The 17,893-nt window shown below is 70.4% G+C and carries 16 protein-coding genes; 7 read left to right on the top strand and 9 right to left on the bottom strand.

Annotated elements, in window-relative coordinates; all coding sequences use genetic code 11:
- The first annotated feature begins 2 nt into the window (after positions 1 to 2).
- The 5 genes from STRIP9103_RS11385 to STRIP9103_RS11360 all read left to right on the top strand — a co-directional run bounded on the left by STRIP9103_RS11385 (position 3) and on the right by STRIP9103_RS11360 (position 5,225).
- The gene (locus STRIP9103_RS11385; protein WP_009308317.1) at positions 3 to 1,337 is read left to right on the top strand and encodes a sulfate adenylyltransferase subunit 1; all 1,335 of its coding nucleotides are present in this window, start codon (positions 3 to 5) and stop codon (positions 1,335 to 1,337) included.
- A 252-nt stretch (positions 1,338 to 1,589) separates the two neighbouring features.
- Positions 1,590 to 2,702: an aliphatic sulfonate ABC transporter substrate-binding protein gene (locus tag STRIP9103_RS11375; protein WP_009308308.1), complete on the top strand. Its 1,113-nt coding sequence runs from the start codon at positions 1,590 to 1,592 to the stop codon at positions 2,700 to 2,702.
- Between the two features lie 36 nt (positions 2,703 to 2,738).
- A complete protein-coding gene (locus tag STRIP9103_RS11370; RefSeq protein ID WP_048820092.1) occupies positions 2,739 to 3,527 on the top strand; it encodes an ABC transporter ATP-binding protein in 789 nt (262 codons plus the stop codon).
- The gene (locus STRIP9103_RS11365) at positions 3,514 to 4,431 is read left to right on the top strand and encodes an ABC transporter permease (RefSeq protein ID WP_009308270.1); all 918 of its coding nucleotides are present in this window, start codon (positions 3,514 to 3,516) and stop codon (positions 4,429 to 4,431) included. Before STRIP9103_RS11370 ends, STRIP9103_RS11365 begins: the two co-directional genes overlap by 14 nt.
- A gap of 47 nt (positions 4,432 to 4,478) precedes the next feature.
- Positions 4,479 to 5,225, top strand: a complete 747-nt coding sequence (locus STRIP9103_RS11360) for a sirohydrochlorin chelatase (protein WP_009308286.1) — start codon at positions 4,479 to 4,481, stop codon at positions 5,223 to 5,225.
- Here STRIP9103_RS11360 and STRIP9103_RS11355 read toward each other — a convergent pair.
- The gene (locus STRIP9103_RS11355; protein WP_009308331.1) at positions 5,215 to 5,829 is read right to left on the bottom strand and encodes a TIGR03086 family metal-binding protein; all 615 of its coding nucleotides are present in this window, start codon (positions 5,827 to 5,829) and stop codon (positions 5,215 to 5,217) included. The two genes, STRIP9103_RS11360 and STRIP9103_RS11355, sit on opposite strands and share 11 nt — an antisense overlap.
- Before the next feature lie 79 nt (positions 5,830 to 5,908).
- The gene (locus STRIP9103_RS11350; protein WP_009308272.1) at positions 5,909 to 6,922 is read right to left on the bottom strand and encodes a ketopantoate reductase family protein; all 1,014 of its coding nucleotides are present in this window, start codon (positions 6,920 to 6,922) and stop codon (positions 5,909 to 5,911) included.
- A 650-nt stretch (positions 6,923 to 7,572) separates the two neighbouring features.
- Here STRIP9103_RS11350 and STRIP9103_RS11345 point away from each other — a divergent pair.
- The gene (locus tag STRIP9103_RS11345) at positions 7,573 to 9,003 is read left to right on the top strand and encodes an FAD-binding protein (protein ID WP_234022176.1); all 1,431 of its coding nucleotides are present in this window, start codon (positions 7,573 to 7,575) and stop codon (positions 9,001 to 9,003) included.
- A 112-nt stretch (positions 9,004 to 9,115) separates the two neighbouring features.
- Here the strand turns inward: STRIP9103_RS11345 and STRIP9103_RS11340 are convergent, their stop codons facing one another.
- From STRIP9103_RS11340 to STRIP9103_RS11320, 5 genes are all read right to left on the bottom strand, one after another.
- The gene (locus tag STRIP9103_RS11340; protein ID WP_009308313.1) at positions 9,116 to 9,664 is read right to left on the bottom strand and encodes a DUF1697 domain-containing protein; all 549 of its coding nucleotides are present in this window, start codon (positions 9,662 to 9,664) and stop codon (positions 9,116 to 9,118) included.
- A gap of 363 nt (positions 9,665 to 10,027) precedes the next feature.
- A complete protein-coding gene (locus STRIP9103_RS11335; protein ID WP_009308293.1) occupies positions 10,028 to 11,026 on the bottom strand; it encodes a CDP-alcohol phosphatidyltransferase family protein in 999 nt (332 codons plus the stop codon).
- Between the two features lie 154 nt (positions 11,027 to 11,180).
- Positions 11,181 to 12,464 (bottom strand): ABC transporter substrate-binding protein, encoded by a 1,284-nt coding sequence (locus tag STRIP9103_RS11330; RefSeq protein WP_048820097.1) that lies wholly within the window; start codon positions 12,462 to 12,464, stop codon positions 11,181 to 11,183.
- Between the two features lie 41 nt (positions 12,465 to 12,505).
- Positions 12,506 to 13,339: a carbohydrate ABC transporter permease gene (locus STRIP9103_RS11325; protein WP_009308254.1), complete on the bottom strand. Its 834-nt coding sequence runs from the start codon at positions 13,337 to 13,339 to the stop codon at positions 12,506 to 12,508.
- Positions 13,336 to 14,286, bottom strand: coding sequence for a carbohydrate ABC transporter permease (locus tag STRIP9103_RS11320; protein ID WP_009308256.1), 951 nt, complete (start codon positions 14,284 to 14,286; stop codon positions 13,336 to 13,338). Before STRIP9103_RS11320 ends, STRIP9103_RS11325 begins: the two co-directional genes overlap by 4 nt.
- Before the next feature lie 202 nt (positions 14,287 to 14,488).
- Here STRIP9103_RS11320 and STRIP9103_RS11315 point away from each other — a divergent pair, with 202 nt between their 5' ends.
- The gene (locus tag STRIP9103_RS11315; protein ID WP_009308337.1) at positions 14,489 to 15,352 is read left to right on the top strand and encodes a phosphotransferase enzyme family protein; all 864 of its coding nucleotides are present in this window, start codon (positions 14,489 to 14,491) and stop codon (positions 15,350 to 15,352) included.
- Between the two features lie 133 nt (positions 15,353 to 15,485).
- On the opposite strand, the gene STRIP9103_RS11310 is transcribed toward STRIP9103_RS11315, so the two are convergent.
- Positions 15,486 to 16,211, bottom strand: a complete 726-nt coding sequence (locus tag STRIP9103_RS11310) for a 3'-5' exonuclease (RefSeq protein ID WP_009308275.1) — start codon at positions 16,209 to 16,211, stop codon at positions 15,486 to 15,488.
- 103 nt (positions 16,212 to 16,314) lie between these two features.
- Entirely contained in the window at positions 16,315 to 17,562 is a 1,248-nt protein-coding gene (locus STRIP9103_RS11305) for an SAV2148 family HEPN domain-containing protein (RefSeq protein ID WP_009308278.1), read from the bottom strand.
- Between the last annotated feature and the right edge of the window lie 331 nt (positions 17,563 to 17,893).

Genomic DNA, 17,893 nt, shown 5'->3' with positions numbered 1-17,893 from the left:
GCATGAGCACGATCACCGCCGAGCAGCTCTCGGCCACGACCCTGCTGCGGTTCGCCACCGCCGGTTCCGTCGACGACGGCAAGTCCACGCTCGTCGGCCGGCTGCTGCACGACTCCAAGTCGGTCCTCACCGACCAGCTGGAGGCCGTCGAGCGTGCCTCGGTCGGCCGTGGCCAGGAGGGCCCGGACCTCGCGCTGCTCACCGACGGGCTGCGGGCCGAGCGGGAGCAGGGCATCACCATCGACGTGGCGTACCGCTACTTCGCCACGGCCAAGCGCCGGTTCATCCTCGCGGACACCCCCGGGCATGTGCAGTACACCCGCAACATGGTGACGGGCGCCTCCACCGCCGAGCTGACGGTGATCCTCGTCGACGCGCGCAACGGGGTCGTCGAGCAGACCCGCCGCCACGCCGCGATCGCCGCGCTGCTGCGCGTCCCGCACGTGGTGCTGGCCGTCAACAAGATGGACCTCGTCGGGTACGAGGAGCAGGTCTTCGCGCGGATCGCCGAGGAGTTCACGGCGTACGCCACCGAGCTGGGCGTCCCCGAGATCACCGCGATCCCGATCTCGGCGCTGGCCGGTGACAACGTGGTGGAGCCGTCCGCCAACATGGACTGGTACGGCGGCCCGACGTTCCTGGAGCACCTGGAGTCGGTCCCGGTCAGCCACGACCTGGCGCACTGCCACGCCCGTCTCCCCGTGCAGTACGTGATCCGTCCGCAGACCGCCGAGCACCCGGACTACCGGGGGTACGCGGGCCAGATCGCGGCCGGTACGTTCCGGGTCGGCGACCCGGTGACGGTGCTCCCCTCCGGTCGTGCGACGAAGGTCGCCGGCATCGATCTGCTCGGCAAGCCGGTCGACGTGGCCTACACCCCGCAGTCGGTGACCCTCCTGTTGGAGGACGACATCGACATCTCGCGCGGCGACCTGATCGTGCCCAGCAAGGACGCGCCCCCGACCACGCAGGACATCGAGGCGACCGTCTGCCACGTCGCCGACCAGCCGCTCACCGTGGGCCACCGGGTCCTGCTCAAGCACGGCACGCGCACGGTCAAGGCGATCGTCAAGGACATCCCGTCCCGGCTCACGCTCGACGACCTGTCCCTGCACCCGCACCCGGGACGGCTCGTCGCCAACGACATCGGCCGAGTGAAGATCCGCACCGCCGAGGCGCTGCCGGTCGACTCGTACGCCGACTCCCGCCGCACCGGCTCGTTCATCCTGATCGACCCGGCGGACGGTACGACGCTGACCGCCGGCATGGTCGGTGAGTCGTTCGCCTCTCCGGAGCCCGTCAAGGACGAGGCCGAGGACGACGGGTGGGACTTCTGACATGAGCCTCTTGGATTTCTACGCGACGTTCGCGAAGGAGGGCGGCCGGGTCGGCAGCGGTGCCCTCGGCAGCGGACAGGGCGGAGTCGCGCGATGTGCGGCGTGACGCCTTCGGCGGGGAAGAAGCACGCGCACCGCATGCGCGCCCCGTCCCCCCACCCGACGTCCCGGTTGCGACGAAGACCGTATTACTGACCCCCGGCCACGCCCCGACAGGCCGTGACCGCCGGGCCAACGAGAGGAACCCCTCCCGTGCCTGCCTCCTCCCGCTCCGCCGCATTCCGGCGCACCCTCGCGGCCATCGCAACGCTCCCCCTCCTCACCCTGGCCGCCTGCGGTTACGGCTCCGAGGCTCCCAAGGACGACGCCTCCCAGGTCGCCGCCGGGGCCGAGAAGATCGACGGGCTCGACTCCGTCGACATCGGCTACTTCGGCAACCTGACCCACGGCACCGCCCTGGTCGGCATCCGGAAAGGCTTCTTCCAGAAGGAGCTCGGCGGTACGGAGGCGAAGTACACGACCTTCAACGCCGGCCCCTCCGAGATCGAGGCCCTCAACGGCGGCTCCATCGACATCGGCTGGATCGGCCCCTCCCCCGCCATCAACGGCTACACCAAGTCGAACGGCGGCAATCTGCGCATCATCGGCGGTTCGGCGTCCGGCGGTGTGAAGCTCGTCGTCAACCCGGACAAGATCAAGTCCGTCAAGGACGTCAAGGGCAAGAAGATCGCCACCCCACAGCTCGGCAACACCCAGGACGTGGCGTTCCTCAACTGGATCGCGGACCAGGGCTGGAAGGTCGACGCGCAGAGCGGCAAGGGCGACGTCTCCGTGATCCGCACGGACAACTCGGTCGCCCCGGACGCCTACAAGTCCGGTGCCATCGACGGCGCCTGGGTCCCGGAGCCGACCGCGTCCAAGCTGGTCGCCGAGGGCGCGAAGGTGCTGCTCGACGAGGCCGACCTGTGGCCCGACAAGAAGTTCGTCATCACGAACATCATCGTGCGCCAGGAGTTCCTGAAGGAGCACCCGGACGTCGTCGAGGCCGTACTGCGCGCCTCGGTGAAGACCAACGCGTACATCGGGTCCCACCCGGACGAGGCCAAGGCCGCGGCGAACGCCCAGCTCAAGGCGGACTCCGGTAAGGAACTCCCGGCGAACGTGCTCGACCCGGCGTGGAAGTCCATCCAGTTCACCGACGACCCGCTGGCGTCCACCCTGCAGACCGAGGCGGACCACGCGGTCAAGGCCGGCCTGCTGGAGAAGCCGAAGCTGGACGGCATCTACGACCTGACGCCGCTGAACAAGGTCCTCAAGGCCGAGGGTGAGCCCGCGGTCGACGACGCCGGTCTCGGCGTCAAGTAATCGCACAGTCCGATGAGTTCCCAGGAGGTGACGACCATGGCCACCACACTCGCCAAGGCCGCCGACGGCACCGAGGCGGTCACGCACGCCGCCCGTATCGAGCACGTGTCGAAGTCTTTCGCCGGACCCGCCGGGCAGCAGCTCGTCCTCGACGACATCACCCTCGATGTCGCCCCGGGCGAGTTCGTCACGCTCCTGGGGGCCTCGGGCTGCGGCAAGTCCACGCTGCTCAACCTGGTCGCGGGGCTGGACAAGCCGAGCGCGGGCAGCATCACGACCGACGGGCGCCCGGCCCTGATGTTCCAGGAGCACGCCCTGTTCCCGTGGCTGACCGCGGGCAAGAACATCGAACTCGCCCTGAAACTCAGGGGCGTTCCGAAGAACGAACGGCGCGAGCGGACCGAGGAGCTGCTCGAACTGGTCCGTCTCAAGGGCGCGTACGGCAAGCGCGTCCACGAGCTGTCCGGCGGTATGCGCCAGCGGGTCGCCCTGGCCCGCGCGCTGGCCCAGGAGAGCAAGCTGCTGCTGATGGACGAGCCGTTCGCCGCGCTCGACGCCATCACCCGGGACGTCCTGCACGGCGAGCTGACCCGCATCTGGAGCGAGACCCAGCTGTCGGTGCTGTTCGTCACGCACAACGTGCGGGAGGCGGTACGGCTCGCCGAGCGCGTCGTGCTGCTGTCCTCGCGCCCCGGCCGGGTGGCCCGGGAGTGGACGGTGGGCATTCCGCAGCCGCGCCGTATCGAGGACACCGCCGTGGCGGAGCTCTCCGTCGAGATCACCGAAGAACTGCGTAGGGAGATCCGCCGCCATGGCCAGCACTGAGACCAGGGCCGAAGGGCCACTCAAGGACGTCGAAGACGTCAAGGACGCCGACGATCTCGCCGGTCTCGAGGCGGGCCTCGACGCGCTGGACTCCGTACAGACCGGGCGTCCGCCGCTGCGTCAGGTCCTCGTCCAGAAGGTGCTGCCGCCGGTCACCGCGGTCGCCCTGACGCTCGCGGTGTGGCAGCTCCTCGTGTGGGCGGAGGTCGCCCCGTCCTACAAGCTGCCGTCGCCGTCCGCGGTGTGGGACGAGGTGGAGAACGCCTGGCTGCAGGGCACGCTCCTCGACTACATCTGGACCAGCGTCTCGCGCGGTCTGCTCGGCTTCCTGGCGGCGCTGGCGATCGGTACCCCGCTGGGTCTGCTGGTGGCCCGCGTCCGGATCGTCCGCGCGGCGATCGGCCCCATCCTCTCCGGTCTGCAGTCGCTGCCGTCGGTGGCCTGGGTGCCGCCCGCGGTGGTCTGGCTGGGCCTGGAGCCCTCCGTGATGTACACGGTGATCCTGCTCGGCGCGGTCCCGTCGATCGCCAACGGTCTGGTGTCCGGCATCGACCAGGTCCCGCCGCTGTTCCTGCGGGCCGGCCGCACGCTCGGCGCGACCGGGCTGAAGGGCACCTGGCACATCGTGATGCCGGCCGCGCTCCCCGGCTATGTGGCCGGCCTGAAGCAGGGCTGGGCGTTCTCGTGGCGCTCCCTGATGGCCGCCGAGATCATCGCCAAGGCACCGGACATCGGCACGGGCCTCGGCCAGTTGCTGGAGGCGGGCCGCACCAACAGCAGCATGTCGCAGGTCTTCCTGGCCATCTTCCTCATCCTGATCGTCGGTATCGCCATCGACCTGCTGATCTTCAGTCCGCTGGAGCGGTGGGTGCTGCGCAGCCGCGGTCTGCTCGTGAGCCGCTGACACCGACCCATGAGCCGCTGAAAGAGAGCCGAAAGAGCCGAACCTCCATGAGCCGCAGCCCCGTCCTCCTCGTCATCGCCCACGGCAGCCGCGATCCACGGCACGCCGCCACCGTGCACGCCCTGGTGCGGCGGGTGCGGGCGACGCGTCCGGGGCTGCGCGTGGAGACCGGCTTCCTGGACTTCAACATCCCCTCCGTGCAGGCGGTACTGGAGCGCCTGGCGGCGGAGGGCGTACGCGATGTCGTGGCCCTGCCGCTGCTCCTGACCCGGGCGTTCCACGCCAAGGCGGACATCCCGGCGGTCCTGCGGGAGGCCCCGCCCCGGCTCAGGATCCGGCAGACGGAGGTCCTCGGCCCCTCCCCGCTGCTGCTCGCCGCCCTCGAACGCCGTCTCCACGAGGCGGGGCTGAGCCCCGCCGACAAGTCCTCGACCGGGGTCGTCCTGGCCTCGGCGGGGTCCACCGACCCGGAGGCGATCGCAGTGATCGCCGACATCGCGCGGGAGTGGTGGCACACCGGTTGGTGCGCCGTGCGACCTGCGTTCGCCTCCGCATCCCTGCCCCGCACCGAGGACGCGGTCGACGAACTCCGCGCCCTCGGCTGCGAACGCGTGGCCGTGGCCCCGTACGTCCTCGCCCCCGGCTTCCTCCCGGACCGCATCGCCCGGGGCGCGGCGGAGGCGGACGTCCTCGCCGACGTCCTGGGCCCGGCACCGGAAGTGGCCCGACTGCTCCTGTACCGGTACGACGAGGCGTCACGGAAGGTGCTGCTGCCGGCGGGCGTCAGCGCGTGAGCGACGGCGCCGCGTTCCCCGTCGCGCCTTGTCGTGGGTCCCGGCCGCTCGCCGCCAATGCTCGGTCGAACACAGGTGCGTCGGCCGGCACCGGTACCGGGTCCGCGAAGCCGTCGTACTGGCGGTAGAGGTCGGCGTGGGTCTCGACCACCTCGAGAATGAGGCGGGCGGCGCCCTCGGAGAGGTGGAATTCCTGGCCGGTGGCGACGGCGACGTCCCAGCCGTGGACTGCCGTCTCCTTGACGATCATCCCGGCCAGGTCGATGGCCGGCAGCACGCCCATGCCGAGGTCGACATCGCCCTCCCAGATCACCGGGTCGGCCCAGGCGGCGACCGCGCGGTCCAGTTGGGCGGCGTACGCCTCGGCCCAGTCCGGGTCGGCGGTGAAGTCCCGCTTCGTCAGCTCCTCGGGGAGGGGCTTGCGCAGGGCGCGGTGTTCGAGGCCGTGTGAGGTGTAGAGGACCCAGTGGTTGACCAGGGCGCGGACGTCCCAGTCGGGGCAGTGGGTGGGGAGGGGGAGGTGGGCGGCCGTGACGCCCCGGGCGACACGGGCCGCCTCGGCGGCGCATTCGATCATGTACGGGTGGATGTCGTCCTTCTTCATGCACCTCACGCTAGGGACGGCACGGTCACGTCTCTTGAACAAACGCGACAGCCGGGCGGCCCCGCCGGTCCCGCCGGCCCTATACGGTTCCCTCCGCCTCGTCCGCCAGCCGCGTCAGCTCCGTCACCGGTAGCGAACCGGCCTCCCTGCGCTCGCGGGCGAAGGTGTTCGCGAGCCGTTGCAGGAGGTCGTTGAGCGGGGTCGGTACGCCGTGGAGGCGGCCGAGGAGGGCGATCTCGCCGTTGAGGTGGTCGGCCTCGATGGTGCCGGTGCCCCGGGTGAGGGACTGCCAGGAGGAGCCGCCGCCGCGCGGAGCGTCGTCCAGCGGGACCAGGGTGATCTTGTCGCCGCGGATCTCCTTCTGTTCCTCGGCGCTCACGTACGCGATCCCGGCGGCATCGAGCACGCGTTCGCCCTCCGCCCGGACCCTGGCGTACAGCGCCCGTGCCGCTTCGCTGTCGATCGGGCCGCTGACGGCTTCGAGGGCGTTGGCCAGGTTGCCCAGCAGTTTGGCGTACTGCCAGCGCTGTACGTCCGGTACCACCGGGGCCTCGAAGTGGGACTTCGCGAGGTCGGCGGCGATGCGCCGGGCGGTGTCGTCGGTGCCGTGGGGGTAGCGGCCGAGGTGGAGCATGCCGGTGAGCGGGGTGCCTGCCGCCGACACCACGCCCGGCTCCACGAAGGTGGAGGGCAGCCAGACACAGACGCCGTACACATGGCGGAAGCGGCGCAGTGCGAGGCGTTGGCTCTCCACGCCGTTCTGGGCGCACACCAGCGGGAGGCGTTCCGCCGCCGTGCCGCCCCCGGTCACCGGGGCCGGGCCCCAGGTCGCGAGCGCGGCTTCGGTGTCCTGGGTTTTCACGGTGAGGAGGAGGACGTCGTCGGGGCGGAGTTCGCCGAGTGCGGCGGGGCCGTCGACCGTGGGGAGGTGGTGGGTGTGGTCGCCGTCCGGGGTTCTGAGGCGCAGGCCGTGGTCGCGGAGGGCCGTGTACTGCGCGCCGCGTGCGACCAGCACGACCTGGTGACCCGATTCGGCCAGCCTGCCGCCGATGGCTCCGCCTACCGCGCCTGCGCCGATGACGATGTATCGCATGGGGTCATTAAACGATGTGGGTGAACGACCCCTCGGACGGGACGCGTCGGATGGGACGGCCTGCGTCGGACCGCCCCGCCCCATGCCCACTGAACCCGGATCCGGCCGCCGTTGGTGATGCGGACTCTCGCACGGCGGACCTCTCGGGCGCCATGATGGGCCCTGAGCGGAATTTCAGGGGGAGTTCGCCATGGGGGAGATCCAGAGTCCCGCACCCGGGCCCGGGTCAGGGCACTCGTTAGCTTCGCCATGCCGGCGGCCGGGCCGTCCCGTGGCAGGCGCCACTGCCTGCTTCCCATGGGCGGCAGGCATGCCGCCACATCGGCGGCGACGGACCCCCTGACGCTCCCGGCGCCGGCGGTCACCGGACGCCGAGCACCGGGACGAGCAGGTCATCAAGGCAGTTCGGTCAAGTTCTGGCACCACCGTTCGCAAGTTGGGCGCCGGGCCGTGCACCGGAGCACGGCCGTCAGCCCCGCACAACTCGCTCGGCTGGTCTCGCCGCGAAGGCGGGACGACAAACCCCACGCGGTGTGTCGACGGTTCGCCGCGTCTACAGCCCGGAGGCTGCTATGTCATGCAAGGAACAACACGGTCCTGTCAGCAGACGCCGGTTCCTGGCCCGGTTCGGGGCCGGGACCGTGGCGCTCGTGGCGGGCTTCGACCTGGTCGCCCGGCAATGGGTGACCGAGGCCGTGGCCGCGGACACCGCGGACAGTACGTCGTTCGCCGCGGCGCCGTCTCTTGACGGCACCCTCACGTTCGACCCGGAGGCCATCGCGGCGAACTCGCACGACCAGGGCAACATCGTGTTCAGGACACCGTGCGCGGTGCTCCGCCCGGGTTCGGTCCAGGACATCCGCAAGATGGTCGCTTTCTGCGCCAGTCACAACATCAAGGTCGCACCGGTCGGCGCGCACCACGCGATGTTCGGTCAGCCGCTCGTGAGCGGTGGCCTGATCATCGAGATGCAGTCGCTGAACACGATCCACTCGATCGGCACGGATGGCGCCGACGTCGATACCGGCGTGCTGTGGCAGGACGTGATCGAGGCCGCGTACGCGCAGGGACTCACACCCGTGTCGATCACCAGCTACATCAGGACGACGGTCGGCGGGACCCTGTCCATGGGCGGCATCGGGATGATGTCGGCCTATCGCGTCGGCGCGCAGGTCGATCACGCCCGGCTGCTCCAGGTGGTCACGGGCACGGGCCAGCTGAAGTGGTGCTCCGCCACACAGAACAGTGAGCTGTTCGAGGCGACGCTCGCCGGGCTCGGCCAGTGCGGCGTGATCACGCGAGCGACGATAGACCTGGTGCCGGCCAAGCAGCGGGCCCGGACGTACCGGATCGGGTACGCGGACATCCCGACCTTCTTCCAGGACATCCGCATCCTGGCGAACCGGGGCGAGTTCGACTCGCTCGGCAGCATTCCCCAGCCGGGCACGGCACAGCCCCTGGTCCTGTGGGCCACCGTCTTCTACGACCCGGGCGACGTGCCCGACAGGTCCCACCTGCTCCGCGGGCTCAGCCCCGCCGCGGGCGCGGCGCCCTTCGAGGATTACGGCTATCTGGACTACATCTCCCTGGTCACCAACCTGTACGACTCCTTCGCCGCGAACCTGGACTGGGACGCGAAGGTCAAGCCGTGGTCGGACCTGTTCCTGCCGGACGGCGCCGTCGAGGATTTCGTGGAGTCGGTGTTTCCCTCGTTGACCCCGGAGGACCTGGGCCCGACCGGTTTCGGACTGATCTTCCCGATGCTGCGTTCGAGCTACGGCCGACCGCTGCTGCGGCTCCCGAGCGGGGCGAGCGGCCCCTGGGTCTGGCTGGTCAGCGTGCTGACCGACTCGGTGGAGTCCGGCCCCGATCCCGATTTCGCGTCGCGGATGATGGACCGCAACTACAGCCTCTACCAGCAGGCGGCAGCCGTCGGCGGGGTGCGCTACCCGCACGGCGCGACGCCGTTCACACAGGCCGACTGGCAAGCGCACTACGGCTCGCTGTGGACGCAGTTCGTCACCTGGAAGAACCGCTACGACCCGAACGGCATCCTGACCCCCGGCCCGGGCATCTTCTGACCCTCAAGGGGTGTCCTCGGAGCAGATCGGGGTGTCCTCGGGGCAGCGCCGCCCCTTGCCGGGCGGCGCTGCGTACTCCGGGTCCCGTAGTTTCGCGAGTTACCAGTGGCTGTCAGCCGGCTCTCGTCAGCTCCGCCAGCTTCACCACCGTGTTCCAGTTGCGGGTCGTGGCGATCAGGCCCTTCAGGAGACGGGGCTTCGACAGGGCCTCCGCCAGCTTGGAGCGGCCCAGTCCGTCGGGGGCGTAGAGGTACAGCGCCCGGTCGCCGAGGCTGAACTCCTCGGGGAGGAAGGCCTGTTGGTCCAGGGCGGCGAAGCGGGCCGCGTCCACGGGCTCCGAGAAGTAGGTGACGTGCAGTTGCCTGCCCTCCAGCTCCGCCGCCGGGAACGGGCAGGCCTCGCGTACGGCCTCCAGGTAGGCGTGATCACGTACCAGGACGTCGACGGTGAAGCCGAAGTGCTTCTCGATGGCCGCCGTGATCTCCGCCGCCAGGGAGTCCTCGTCGCCGGTGTCGGTGGCGAAGACCGCGTTGCCGCTCTGGAGATAGGTGGCCACCGCCTCGTGACCGAGGCCCTTCAGCAGGGCGCGGAGGTCGGCCATCGGAACCTTCTTGCTGCCGCCCACGTTGATCCCGCGCAGGAGCGCCGCGTACGTCGTCATAGGGACACCATAGGGACACCATAGGTCGGCGCCCCTGGGGCGGAGCCCCGAGAAGTCGGGACAGGTGTAGGGGGCCGCTGTACTCCCGGACGGTGAGAGGGCGGGGTCCGAGCGGAGGACTCTCGCAGGGCGGGGTTCACCGGGCAGCAAGGTGGGGGCCTCGCGGCGGCGATGGCCCTGCTCGGCGAGCGCGACTGGTGCCTGCCGAAGTGGCTGCACCGCCTGCCCGACCTCACCCACGACGAGTCACCGGAGCCGGTTCCGGTACGGCGTACGGGACGGGAGGGGCGTACGGGACGGGAGGGGCGTACGACGAGACGGTACAGGTGTGACAGCCGTACGCCACATCCGTGCGCCCTCGGCTCAGGCGGCTTTGGCGACCTTGGCGGCCTCCTCCCGGTCGAAGGAGTCGATGGTGCGGGTGAAGTCGCGTGTCGACAGCAGCAGTTTGTAGATGATGGCCAGCTCGAAGACGAGCAGCAGGGCGCCGGAGACGATGGTGGCCGCCAGCACCGAGTCGAGGAACGGGCCGATCATGAAGACGCCCATCTGGAACTCGATGCCGCTGATCAGGTGGGGGCGGATGCGGTGGCGCAGCAGGAAGGAACGGACGCGCAGATAGGCGGGGAAGCGGCGGCGGAACTCCTGGTGCAGATCGACGACCTGGGCCTGCGGAGCCGACGGCGCCGTCTCGACCGGCGACTGGGCAGCCTCGGCGGCTGCCGGCGGTACGGCTGCGGCGGCCGCCCGTTCCAGGTCCTGCTCGATGTCGGCCTCGGGGTTCTCGCGCAGCAGATCCTCCATGAAGGCGAGTTCGCGCTCGTTCTCGGCGCGGCGGGCCGCCCGTAGCCGGGCCTTGATCTGCTTGCGCATGGTGTGGCGGACCTTGAAGGTCTCCAGGGAGTTGATGTAGCGGAGCGCGTCGAAGCCGATGACGGCGGCGGCGAGCCAGATGTAGAGGGTGTCACCCGTGCGGTGGTACTGCCCGGCCATCAGGGCCACCGCGCACGCCGCCACCCGGACGCGGTCGAAGACGAAGTCGAGCCAGGCGCCGAACACCGAGCCCTGGCCGGTGAGCCGGGCGACCTTGCCGTCCATGCAGTCGAGGATGAAGCTCAGGTGGTAGACGACGGCGCCGGCGATCAGCCAGCGCCAGTCGCCGAGGGCGAAGAAGGCGGCCGAGACGAGGCCCAGCAGGAAGGCGCCCCACGTCAGCTGGTTGGGCGTGATCCTCGTGTACTTCGCGGTCAGCCGCACCAGGGGGGTGGCGACCGGATCGACGAGCAGCACGGTCCACCAGGCGTCACGCTTCTTCTGCGTGACGCGGCGCACCTCTGCGAGGTCGGGTATGTCTCGGCGCATGGGTCAACTTCCTGGCGTTCGATGTGCGTTCAGAACCAGATTGGGAGCCGTTCATCTGACGTACAAGAAGTGGCGAGCGCAACCTTTGGGGGCAGGTAACGGTCGAACCGGTCACCAAGGTCAATGGCGTTTCCACGCCGCTGACGGCGGGCCCTCATCTCTGATAGCGCGCCAGCACCAGGTTTCCGTCCTCCTCCAGCCGTTCGCGGAGTTCGTCGAGGTCGATCGCGCCGCTGTAGTACTCCTGGAACGCGGGGGTGGCGACCTTGTCCTTCCACTCCGGGTAGCCGCGTACGGACTGGGCGGGGGCGGAGCGGAGGTGTTCGGCGAGGGCCGTGCCGGTGGCCCAGTCGTGCTTCGTCGTGTGCAGGGCGGGGTCCTTCAGGGCCTCGGTGCCGGTCGGGAGCATCCAGTCGCCGAGGGCGAGGCGGACCATGTTCTCGGGGCGCAGCAGGAAGTCGATGAACTCGGCGGCCTCCTTCTTGTGCGGGCTGTCCTCGGCGATGGAGAGGGTCTGCGGGCTGACGCCCTGGGTGAGGCCGTCGGCGCCGGCCGGGGCGGGCAGTACCTGCCAGTCGAAGCCCTCGGGTGCCTGCTGGACGATCTGCTGGCGGTACGAGAAGCCGAGCGGGACCATCGCGTACTTGCCGCCGAAGAAGCCGGGCAGTGTGTCGGAACCGCCCATGCCGAGCGTGCTGCTCGACGCGCTCTCGTCGGTGTTCACCTCGTCGTGCACGGTCTTCGGTACGACCGTGTCGGCGGCCTCGACGCGGACCTCGACCTTGCCGTCCTCGCCTCGGTGGAACAGTTGTCCGCCCGCCGACAGCGACAGATTGAGCGTGGCCGACACCGGTTCCTTCAGCGGCCAGGCGACGCCGTATCTGCCATCGCCGCTCAGCTCCCGTGCGACCGTCCGGAACTCCTCCCACGTCCACGGGTTCTCCGGGGTCGGGATGCGCACGCCGGACTCGCGCAGCCACGTGGCGTTGGCGATGAGCACCCTCGGCTCCTGCAGGAACGGCACCCCGTAGATCCCGTCCCCGAAGGTCGTCGTCTCCCAGCTGTGCTGCGGTATGTCGGCCTTGAGCCGCTCGGGCAGCAGCTCGCTCAGCTCGGCCAGATGGCCGCCGTACGCGAAGTCGGCGAGGTCGTCCGAGGCGTCGTGGATGATGTCCGGTGCCTCACCGCCCTCGAAGGAGGTGAGCAGCTGGTCGTGGACGCTCTCCCAACTCCCCTGCACATACTCGACCCTGACGCCCGGGTGCGTGGCGTTCCACTCCTCCACCAGCTCCTTGTTGGCCGCGACGGACTCCTCCTGCCAGGCAAGGGACTGGAAGCGGAGGGTGACGCGGCCGTCGGCGGAGCCGTCGCTGTCGCCGGTGCAGCCGGTGAGCAGGAGGCCGATGAACACCAGGGCCACCAGCAGTCTCGTGCGCATCGGCTCTCCGTCGATCCGCATCGGCTCTTCATCGGTCCGCATCAGCTCTTCACCGCCCCGGCGAGCATGCCGCCCGTGATCCGTTTCTGGATGATCGCGAAGACGACCAGCGAGGGCAGCGTCGCGAGGAACGCGGCGGCGGCCAGCGGGCCGAGGTCGGCGACGCCCTCCGCGCCGATGAAGTGGGTGAGGACGACCGGCAGGGTCTGTTTCTCCGGGGTCTTGAGCAGCACCAGCGCGAAGAAGAACTCGTTCCACGCGGTGATGAACGCGAACAGTGCCGTCGCCACGATGCCCGGCGCCAGCAGCGGCGCGGTCACCGACACCAGTGTCCGTATCCTCCCGGCGCCGTCGACCGCCGCCGCCTCCTCCAGTTCGGCCGGCACGGCCCGTACGTACCCGACGAGCATCCACAGCGCGAACGGCAGCGCCCACACGACGTACACCATGACGAGCCCCGGTACGGAGTTGATCAGCCGGAGGTTCTTCAGCACCAGGAACAGCGGGATGATCACCAGCACGAACGGAAAGGCCTGGCTCACCACCACCCAGCCGGTCGCCAGCCGCGAGAGCGTCGTGCGATGGCGGGCCATGACGTACGCCATCGGGGTCGCGATCAGTACGGCGACGACGGCCGCGCCGACCGCCGCGAGCAGGGAGTTCAGCGCGGCATGCAGCAGAGGCTGCTCGTCGAAGGCCTGCCGGAAGTTGGCGAGGGTGGGGTCCTCCGGGATCCAGGTGGGGTGGAGGCTGCCCAGTTCGCGGGCCGGTTTGAAGGCGGTGGAGAGCAGCCAGAGAAAGGGGAACGCCAGGAAGACGAGATAGGCGAGAAGGGCGATGTACTGGCCGGCGCGGGCGGTCCTGCTGGTCCTCATGCCTCGTCACCGCCTCGGCTCAGTCGGCCGACGAGATGGACCGCGAGGATGATCGAGATCACCGCGACCATCACACATCCCATCGCCGCCGCGTACCCGAACTGCCCGTAGCGGAAGGCCTCCTCGTACGCGAAGAGCATCGGCAGCCGGGTACGGCCGCCGGGGCCGCCGCTGGTCAGGACGTACACCAGGGCGAAGGAATTGAAGTTCCAGATCAGGTTGAGGGCGGTGATGGCGAGGGCGACGGGTCTGAGGGCGGGCCAGGTGACGGTACGGAAGCGGCGCCAGGCGCCCGCGCCGTCCATCGCGGCGGCCTCGTGGAGTTCGCGCGGGGTGTTCTGCAGACCGGCGAGCAGGGCGACCGTGGTCTGGGGCATGCCCGCCCAGACGCCGACCACCATGACGGCGGGCAGGGCGGTGGCCAGGCCGCTCAGCCAGTCGCGGCCGTCGCCCAGCCCCAGGTCGCGGATGGTCTCGTTGAGGATGCCCGCGTCCGGGTTGTAGACCAGCCGCCACATGATGCCGACGACCACCTCGGGCATGGCCCACGGGATGATGGCGAGGGACCTGGCCAGCCAGCGCAGCCGCAGCCGCTGGTTGAGCAGCAGGGCGAGGCCGAGCGCGAGCAGGAACTGCGGCACGGTCACGCCGACCGCCCACAGCAGGCCGATCCGGAACGAGTCCCAGAACAGCGTGTCGTGCAGCAGGTCCCGGAAGTTGAGGGCGCCGATCCACTGGGTGGGTTCCGTCCGGCCCGACTGGGCGTCGGTGAACGCCAGCGCGATCCCGTACAGCAGCGGTCCGACGCTCAGCACCAGGATCGGGATCAGCGCCGGCAGCACCAGGAACCATGCGCCGTGATCGACGAGACGCCCCTCCCGGGCCGCTTCCGGCGCGCGCCGCCTCGCCGGTCGCGGTCGCTTCGGCGTCGCGGTCGCCAGGGTCATGCAATCGACTCCTTCGGGAATATTGCGTGACTTGTGGCGGTGTGGTCGCCCACGGGGCCTCCGTCATGGTGCTGAGGGCATGAGGGGTCGTCAAGGCACCGCGCACATCGTCCGACCTGTGCGAATGCGAGACTGGCCGCCGTATGGCGTGAACCTGACGCCCTGCTGGGGCGGGCCAGTGGTATGGACACGGAGGCGAAGGATGGACGAGGCACGGGCGCGGGACGTACTGGGCGCGGCGGGTGTGCTGCCCGGGGCGGCCGGGGACGCGCGGCTGCTCGCGCTCGGCGAGAACGCGGTGTTCGCCGTCGGTGACCTGGTGGTCAAGGTGGGCCGCGACGCCGAACTCCTCGACCGGGCCCGCCGTGAACTGCGGATCGCGGTCTGGCTCGCGGAGGCCGGGGTGCCGGCGGTGCGGGCCGCCGAGTCCGAGGCACTGCTCGTGGAGGGGCACCCGGTGACGGTGTGGCACCGGCTGGGCGATCCCGTACGCCCCGCCGGGGCCCGGGATTTGGCCGAACTGCTGCGGCTGGTTCATGCGCTGCCCTCTCCCTCCTTCGAACTGCCTCGCCGTGAACTGCTGGGCGGTGTCGAGCGGTGGCTGCGGCTGGCCGGGGACGCGATCGATCCGGCCGACGCGGCGTATCTGCGGGAGCGCCGCGACGGGTTCGCGTCGGCCGCCGCCGCGCTCGTGCCGCGGTTGCCCTCCGGGCCGATCCACGGGGACGCGCTGCCGCGCAACGTGCACGTGGGGTCGGGCGGCCCGGTGTTGGTCGACCTGGAGACCTTCTCCAGCGATCTGCGTGAGCACGACCTGGTGGTGATGGCGCTGTCCCACGACCGGTATGGGCTGCCGGACGAGGAGTACGACGCGTTCGTGGATGCGTACGGGTTTGATGTGCGCGAGTGGGAAGGGTGCGCTGTGCTGCGCGGCGCCCGGGAGACGGCGAGCTGTGCGTGGGTGGCCCAGCACGCCCCGAGCAATCCGAAGGCGTTGGCGGAGTTCGAGAGAAGGGTGGCTTCGCTGCGGGAGGGCGACGAGACGGTGCGGTGGTATCCGTTCTAGCCCGGCAGCCACAACGCGCCCCGTAAGGGGCGCGGGGAACTGCGCGACCAGCCCCCACCTGCCCGCAGCCGACGACGCGCCCTCGGGCCTACGGCGCTCACCCGCGCCCTCAGCCGACGACGCGCCGTCGGCCCTACGGAGCTCCCTCGGCTGCCAACTCCCGCAGTGGCCATATCGCGTCCACCACCGCTTCCGGATTGCCCTTGCGGCGCAGGAACGCCTGGAAGTCGGCTGCCCACTCGGCGTACCAGTCGACCTGGCGGCGGTGCAGCTCCGCCGGGCCGAGGGCGGCGACCTTGGCGTGGCGTTCGGCTATCGCGCGAGCGAGGCGCGCCGCGGCGAGGGCGTCAGCCGAGGCGTTGTGGGCGGCGGACAGAACAACGCCGTACTCGGCGCACACCGCTTCGAGGTTGCGTTTGCCGCGGCGGTAGCGGTCGATGGAGCGGTCGATCGTGTACGGGTCGATGACCGGCGCCGGGTCCATGCCGCCGAGGCGGTCACGGAGAGACGGCAGACCATGGCGGCGCAGCTCCGCGGAGAGCAGTGTGAGGTCGAAGGCCGCGTTGTACGCCACCACCGGCACGCCCGTCTTCCAGTAGGAGACGAGGACGTCGGCGATCGCGTCGGCGACCTGGTCGGCCGGTCCGCCCTCGGCCGCCGCACGGGCGTTGGTGATGCCGTGCACGGCGACCGCGTCGGCCGGGATCTCCACGCCCGGATCGGCCAGCCACTCCCGGTGCCCGACCGGCTCCCCGTCCCTGACCTCTATCACCGCGCCGGTGACGATGCGCGCCTCGCGCGGGTCCGTCCCGGTCGTCTCCAGGTCGAAGCCGATCAGCAGCTGCCGGTGCCAACCCATGGTGGCCCCCCTTCTTGGTGGTGCTTTCCCCCAGTGGCCTCCACCCTCCCATGCCCCACTGACAATCCGAGGACCGCATTCCGCTCAGCCGTACTTCGGCTGGTCACGACACCGGCCGTGAGTCCGCCCAGGCCACTTCGAACTCCTCGCGGTATGTATCGAAGAGCCCGAATTCGCCGTTCTCGTCCGCCTTGAGGACCCGGTTGCCGCCGCGCAGCACCAGGACCGGCGCCTCCATGCCCCGGGTCCGCCGCAGATAGGTCTGGACGACGGCGATGCCGTCGGAGCCGTCGCCGTTCACGAGGTAGGCGGTGAAGCGGGGGGTTTCGTCGAAGACCTGGATCTCGAAGGCGCCCGGGTCGCGCAGCCGGGAGCGGACGCGGCGCATGTGCAGGATGTTCATCTCGACCGCACGGCTCAGCTCGCCGCGCTTTATGCCGAGTTCGCGCTCGCGTCGTTTCACCGCGCTGGACGCGGGATTGAGGAAGAGCAGCCGCACCCGGCAGCCGGCCTCGGCGAGTCGCACGAGCCGCCGCCCGGAGAAGTTCTGCACGAGCAGGTTCAGCCCTATGCCGATGGCGTCGAGGCGGCGGGCGCCGCCGAAGAGGTCCTCGGCGGGGAACTGCCGCAGCAGCCGTACCCGGTCGGGGTGGACGGCGACGACGTCCGCGTACCGGTCCCCCACCATGTCCTCGACGGCGTCGACGGGCAGCCGGCGCGCGGAGGGGATGTCGCTGCCCGCGCCGAGTATCTCCAGCAGCCGGGCCGAGGCGCGCTCGGCCTGGGCGAGGACGGCCTCGGAGAGGGCGCGGTTGCGGGAGACCACGTTCCGGGTGACCTCCAGCTCGTCCAGCGCCAGCTCCACGTCCCGCCGTTCGTCGACGTACGGCTCGAAGCAGGGCCAGTGCTGCACCATCAGCTCGCGCAGCTGGGGCAGGGTGAGGAAGCTGAGGACGTTGTCGTCGGCGGGGTCGAGGAGATAGCCCTTGCGGCGGCTGACCTCGCGTACCGCGACCGCGCGCTGCACCCACTCCTGTCCGGCGGGGCCGGCCGCGGCGACCACCCAGTCGTCGCCGTGGACGGGCTCGTAGATGGGCCGCAGTACGGCGGCGACCACCGCGCGCAGCCGCTGCTCGACCAGGTTCAGCCAGATGTAGGCGCGGCCGGCCCGCTGGGCGCGCGTACGCACTTCGAGCCAGGCGTCGGCGTTCCAGTCCAGTTCCGGACCGATGGATCCCCTTTCCATCGGCCGTGCCAGGGACACCGCGCCGGGTGGGACATCTGTGGAGTTCTCCTCGTGACCCGCGTCACCCGCGTCACCAGGAGGCAACTCCAGCCCTCCCGAGCCCACCCACGCACCGCCTTCCGCTCCCCCGAGCTCACCCCTACGCAACGATCAAGGAAGGGTACTCCGGGAGCGGGTTGCGGTGCAGCCGGATGGACAGGTCGTTTCTCAAGCACCGCATGTGACTCGGCTGTTCCGCTGTGCTGTCGCGTGGGGAGTGAGCCGATTCATGGGGCCGGTCGACAGTGCCGGTCCATGGGCGCAGGTCATGGCGGTGGCGCAGACGGCGCGCGGATGGGTGCGGCGGGATGCGGCCCGGGGTCCTGCCATGGGTGGTTCCATCACTTTGGGGGAGACTCCCCTCGGAGTCGTCCCCGGTGGCGCGCGACAACTGAGA

It is taken from the genome of Streptomyces ipomoeae 91-03, assembly GCF_000317595.1.
GTDB lineage: Bacteria > Actinomycetota > Actinomycetes > Streptomycetales > Streptomycetaceae > Streptomyces > Streptomyces ipomoeae.
The sequence above is the reverse complement of the archived record's forward strand: the minus strand, read 5'-3'. Positions and strand labels throughout refer to the sequence as shown.

Excerpts from the sequence above, each read along its gene's own strand:
- STRIP9103_RS11385 (WP_009308317.1), top strand. The coding sequence starts at position 3 with ATGAGCACGATCACCGCCGAGCAGCTCTCGGCCACGACCCTGCTGCGG.
- STRIP9103_RS11370 (WP_048820092.1), top strand. The coding sequence starts at position 2,739 with ATGGCCACCACACTCGCCAAGGCCGCCGACGGCACCGAGGCGGTCACG.
- STRIP9103_RS11365 (WP_009308270.1), top strand. The coding sequence starts at position 3,514 with ATGGCCAGCACTGAGACCAGGGCCGAAGGGCCACTCAAGGACGTCGAA.
- STRIP9103_RS11360 (WP_009308286.1), top strand. The coding sequence starts at position 4,479 with ATGAGCCGCAGCCCCGTCCTCCTCGTCATCGCCCACGGCAGCCGCGAT.
- STRIP9103_RS11355 (WP_009308331.1), bottom strand. The coding sequence starts at position 5,829 with ATGAAGAAGGACGACATCCACCCGTACATGATCGAATGCGCCGCCGAG.
- STRIP9103_RS11350 (WP_009308272.1), bottom strand. The coding sequence starts at position 6,922 with ATGCGATACATCGTCATCGGCGCAGGCGCGGTAGGCGGAGCCATCGGC.
- STRIP9103_RS11340 (WP_009308313.1), bottom strand. The coding sequence starts at position 9,664 with ATGACGACGTACGCGGCGCTCCTGCGCGGGATCAACGTGGGCGGCAGC.
- STRIP9103_RS11335 (WP_009308293.1), bottom strand. The coding sequence starts at position 11,026 with ATGCGCCGAGACATACCCGACCTCGCAGAGGTGCGCCGCGTCACGCAG.
- STRIP9103_RS11330 (WP_048820097.1), bottom strand. The coding sequence starts at position 12,464 with ATGCGCACGAGACTGCTGGTGGCCCTGGTGTTCATCGGCCTCCTGCTC.
- STRIP9103_RS11325 (WP_009308254.1), bottom strand. The coding sequence starts at position 13,339 with ATGAGGACCAGCAGGACCGCCCGCGCCGGCCAGTACATCGCCCTTCTC.
- STRIP9103_RS11320 (WP_009308256.1), bottom strand. The coding sequence starts at position 14,286 with ATGACCCTGGCGACCGCGACGCCGAAGCGACCGCGACCGGCGAGGCGG.
- STRIP9103_RS11315 (WP_009308337.1), top strand. The coding sequence starts at position 14,489 with ATGGACGAGGCACGGGCGCGGGACGTACTGGGCGCGGCGGGTGTGCTG.
- STRIP9103_RS11310 (WP_009308275.1), bottom strand. The coding sequence starts at position 16,211 with ATGGGTTGGCACCGGCAGCTGCTGATCGGCTTCGACCTGGAGACGACC.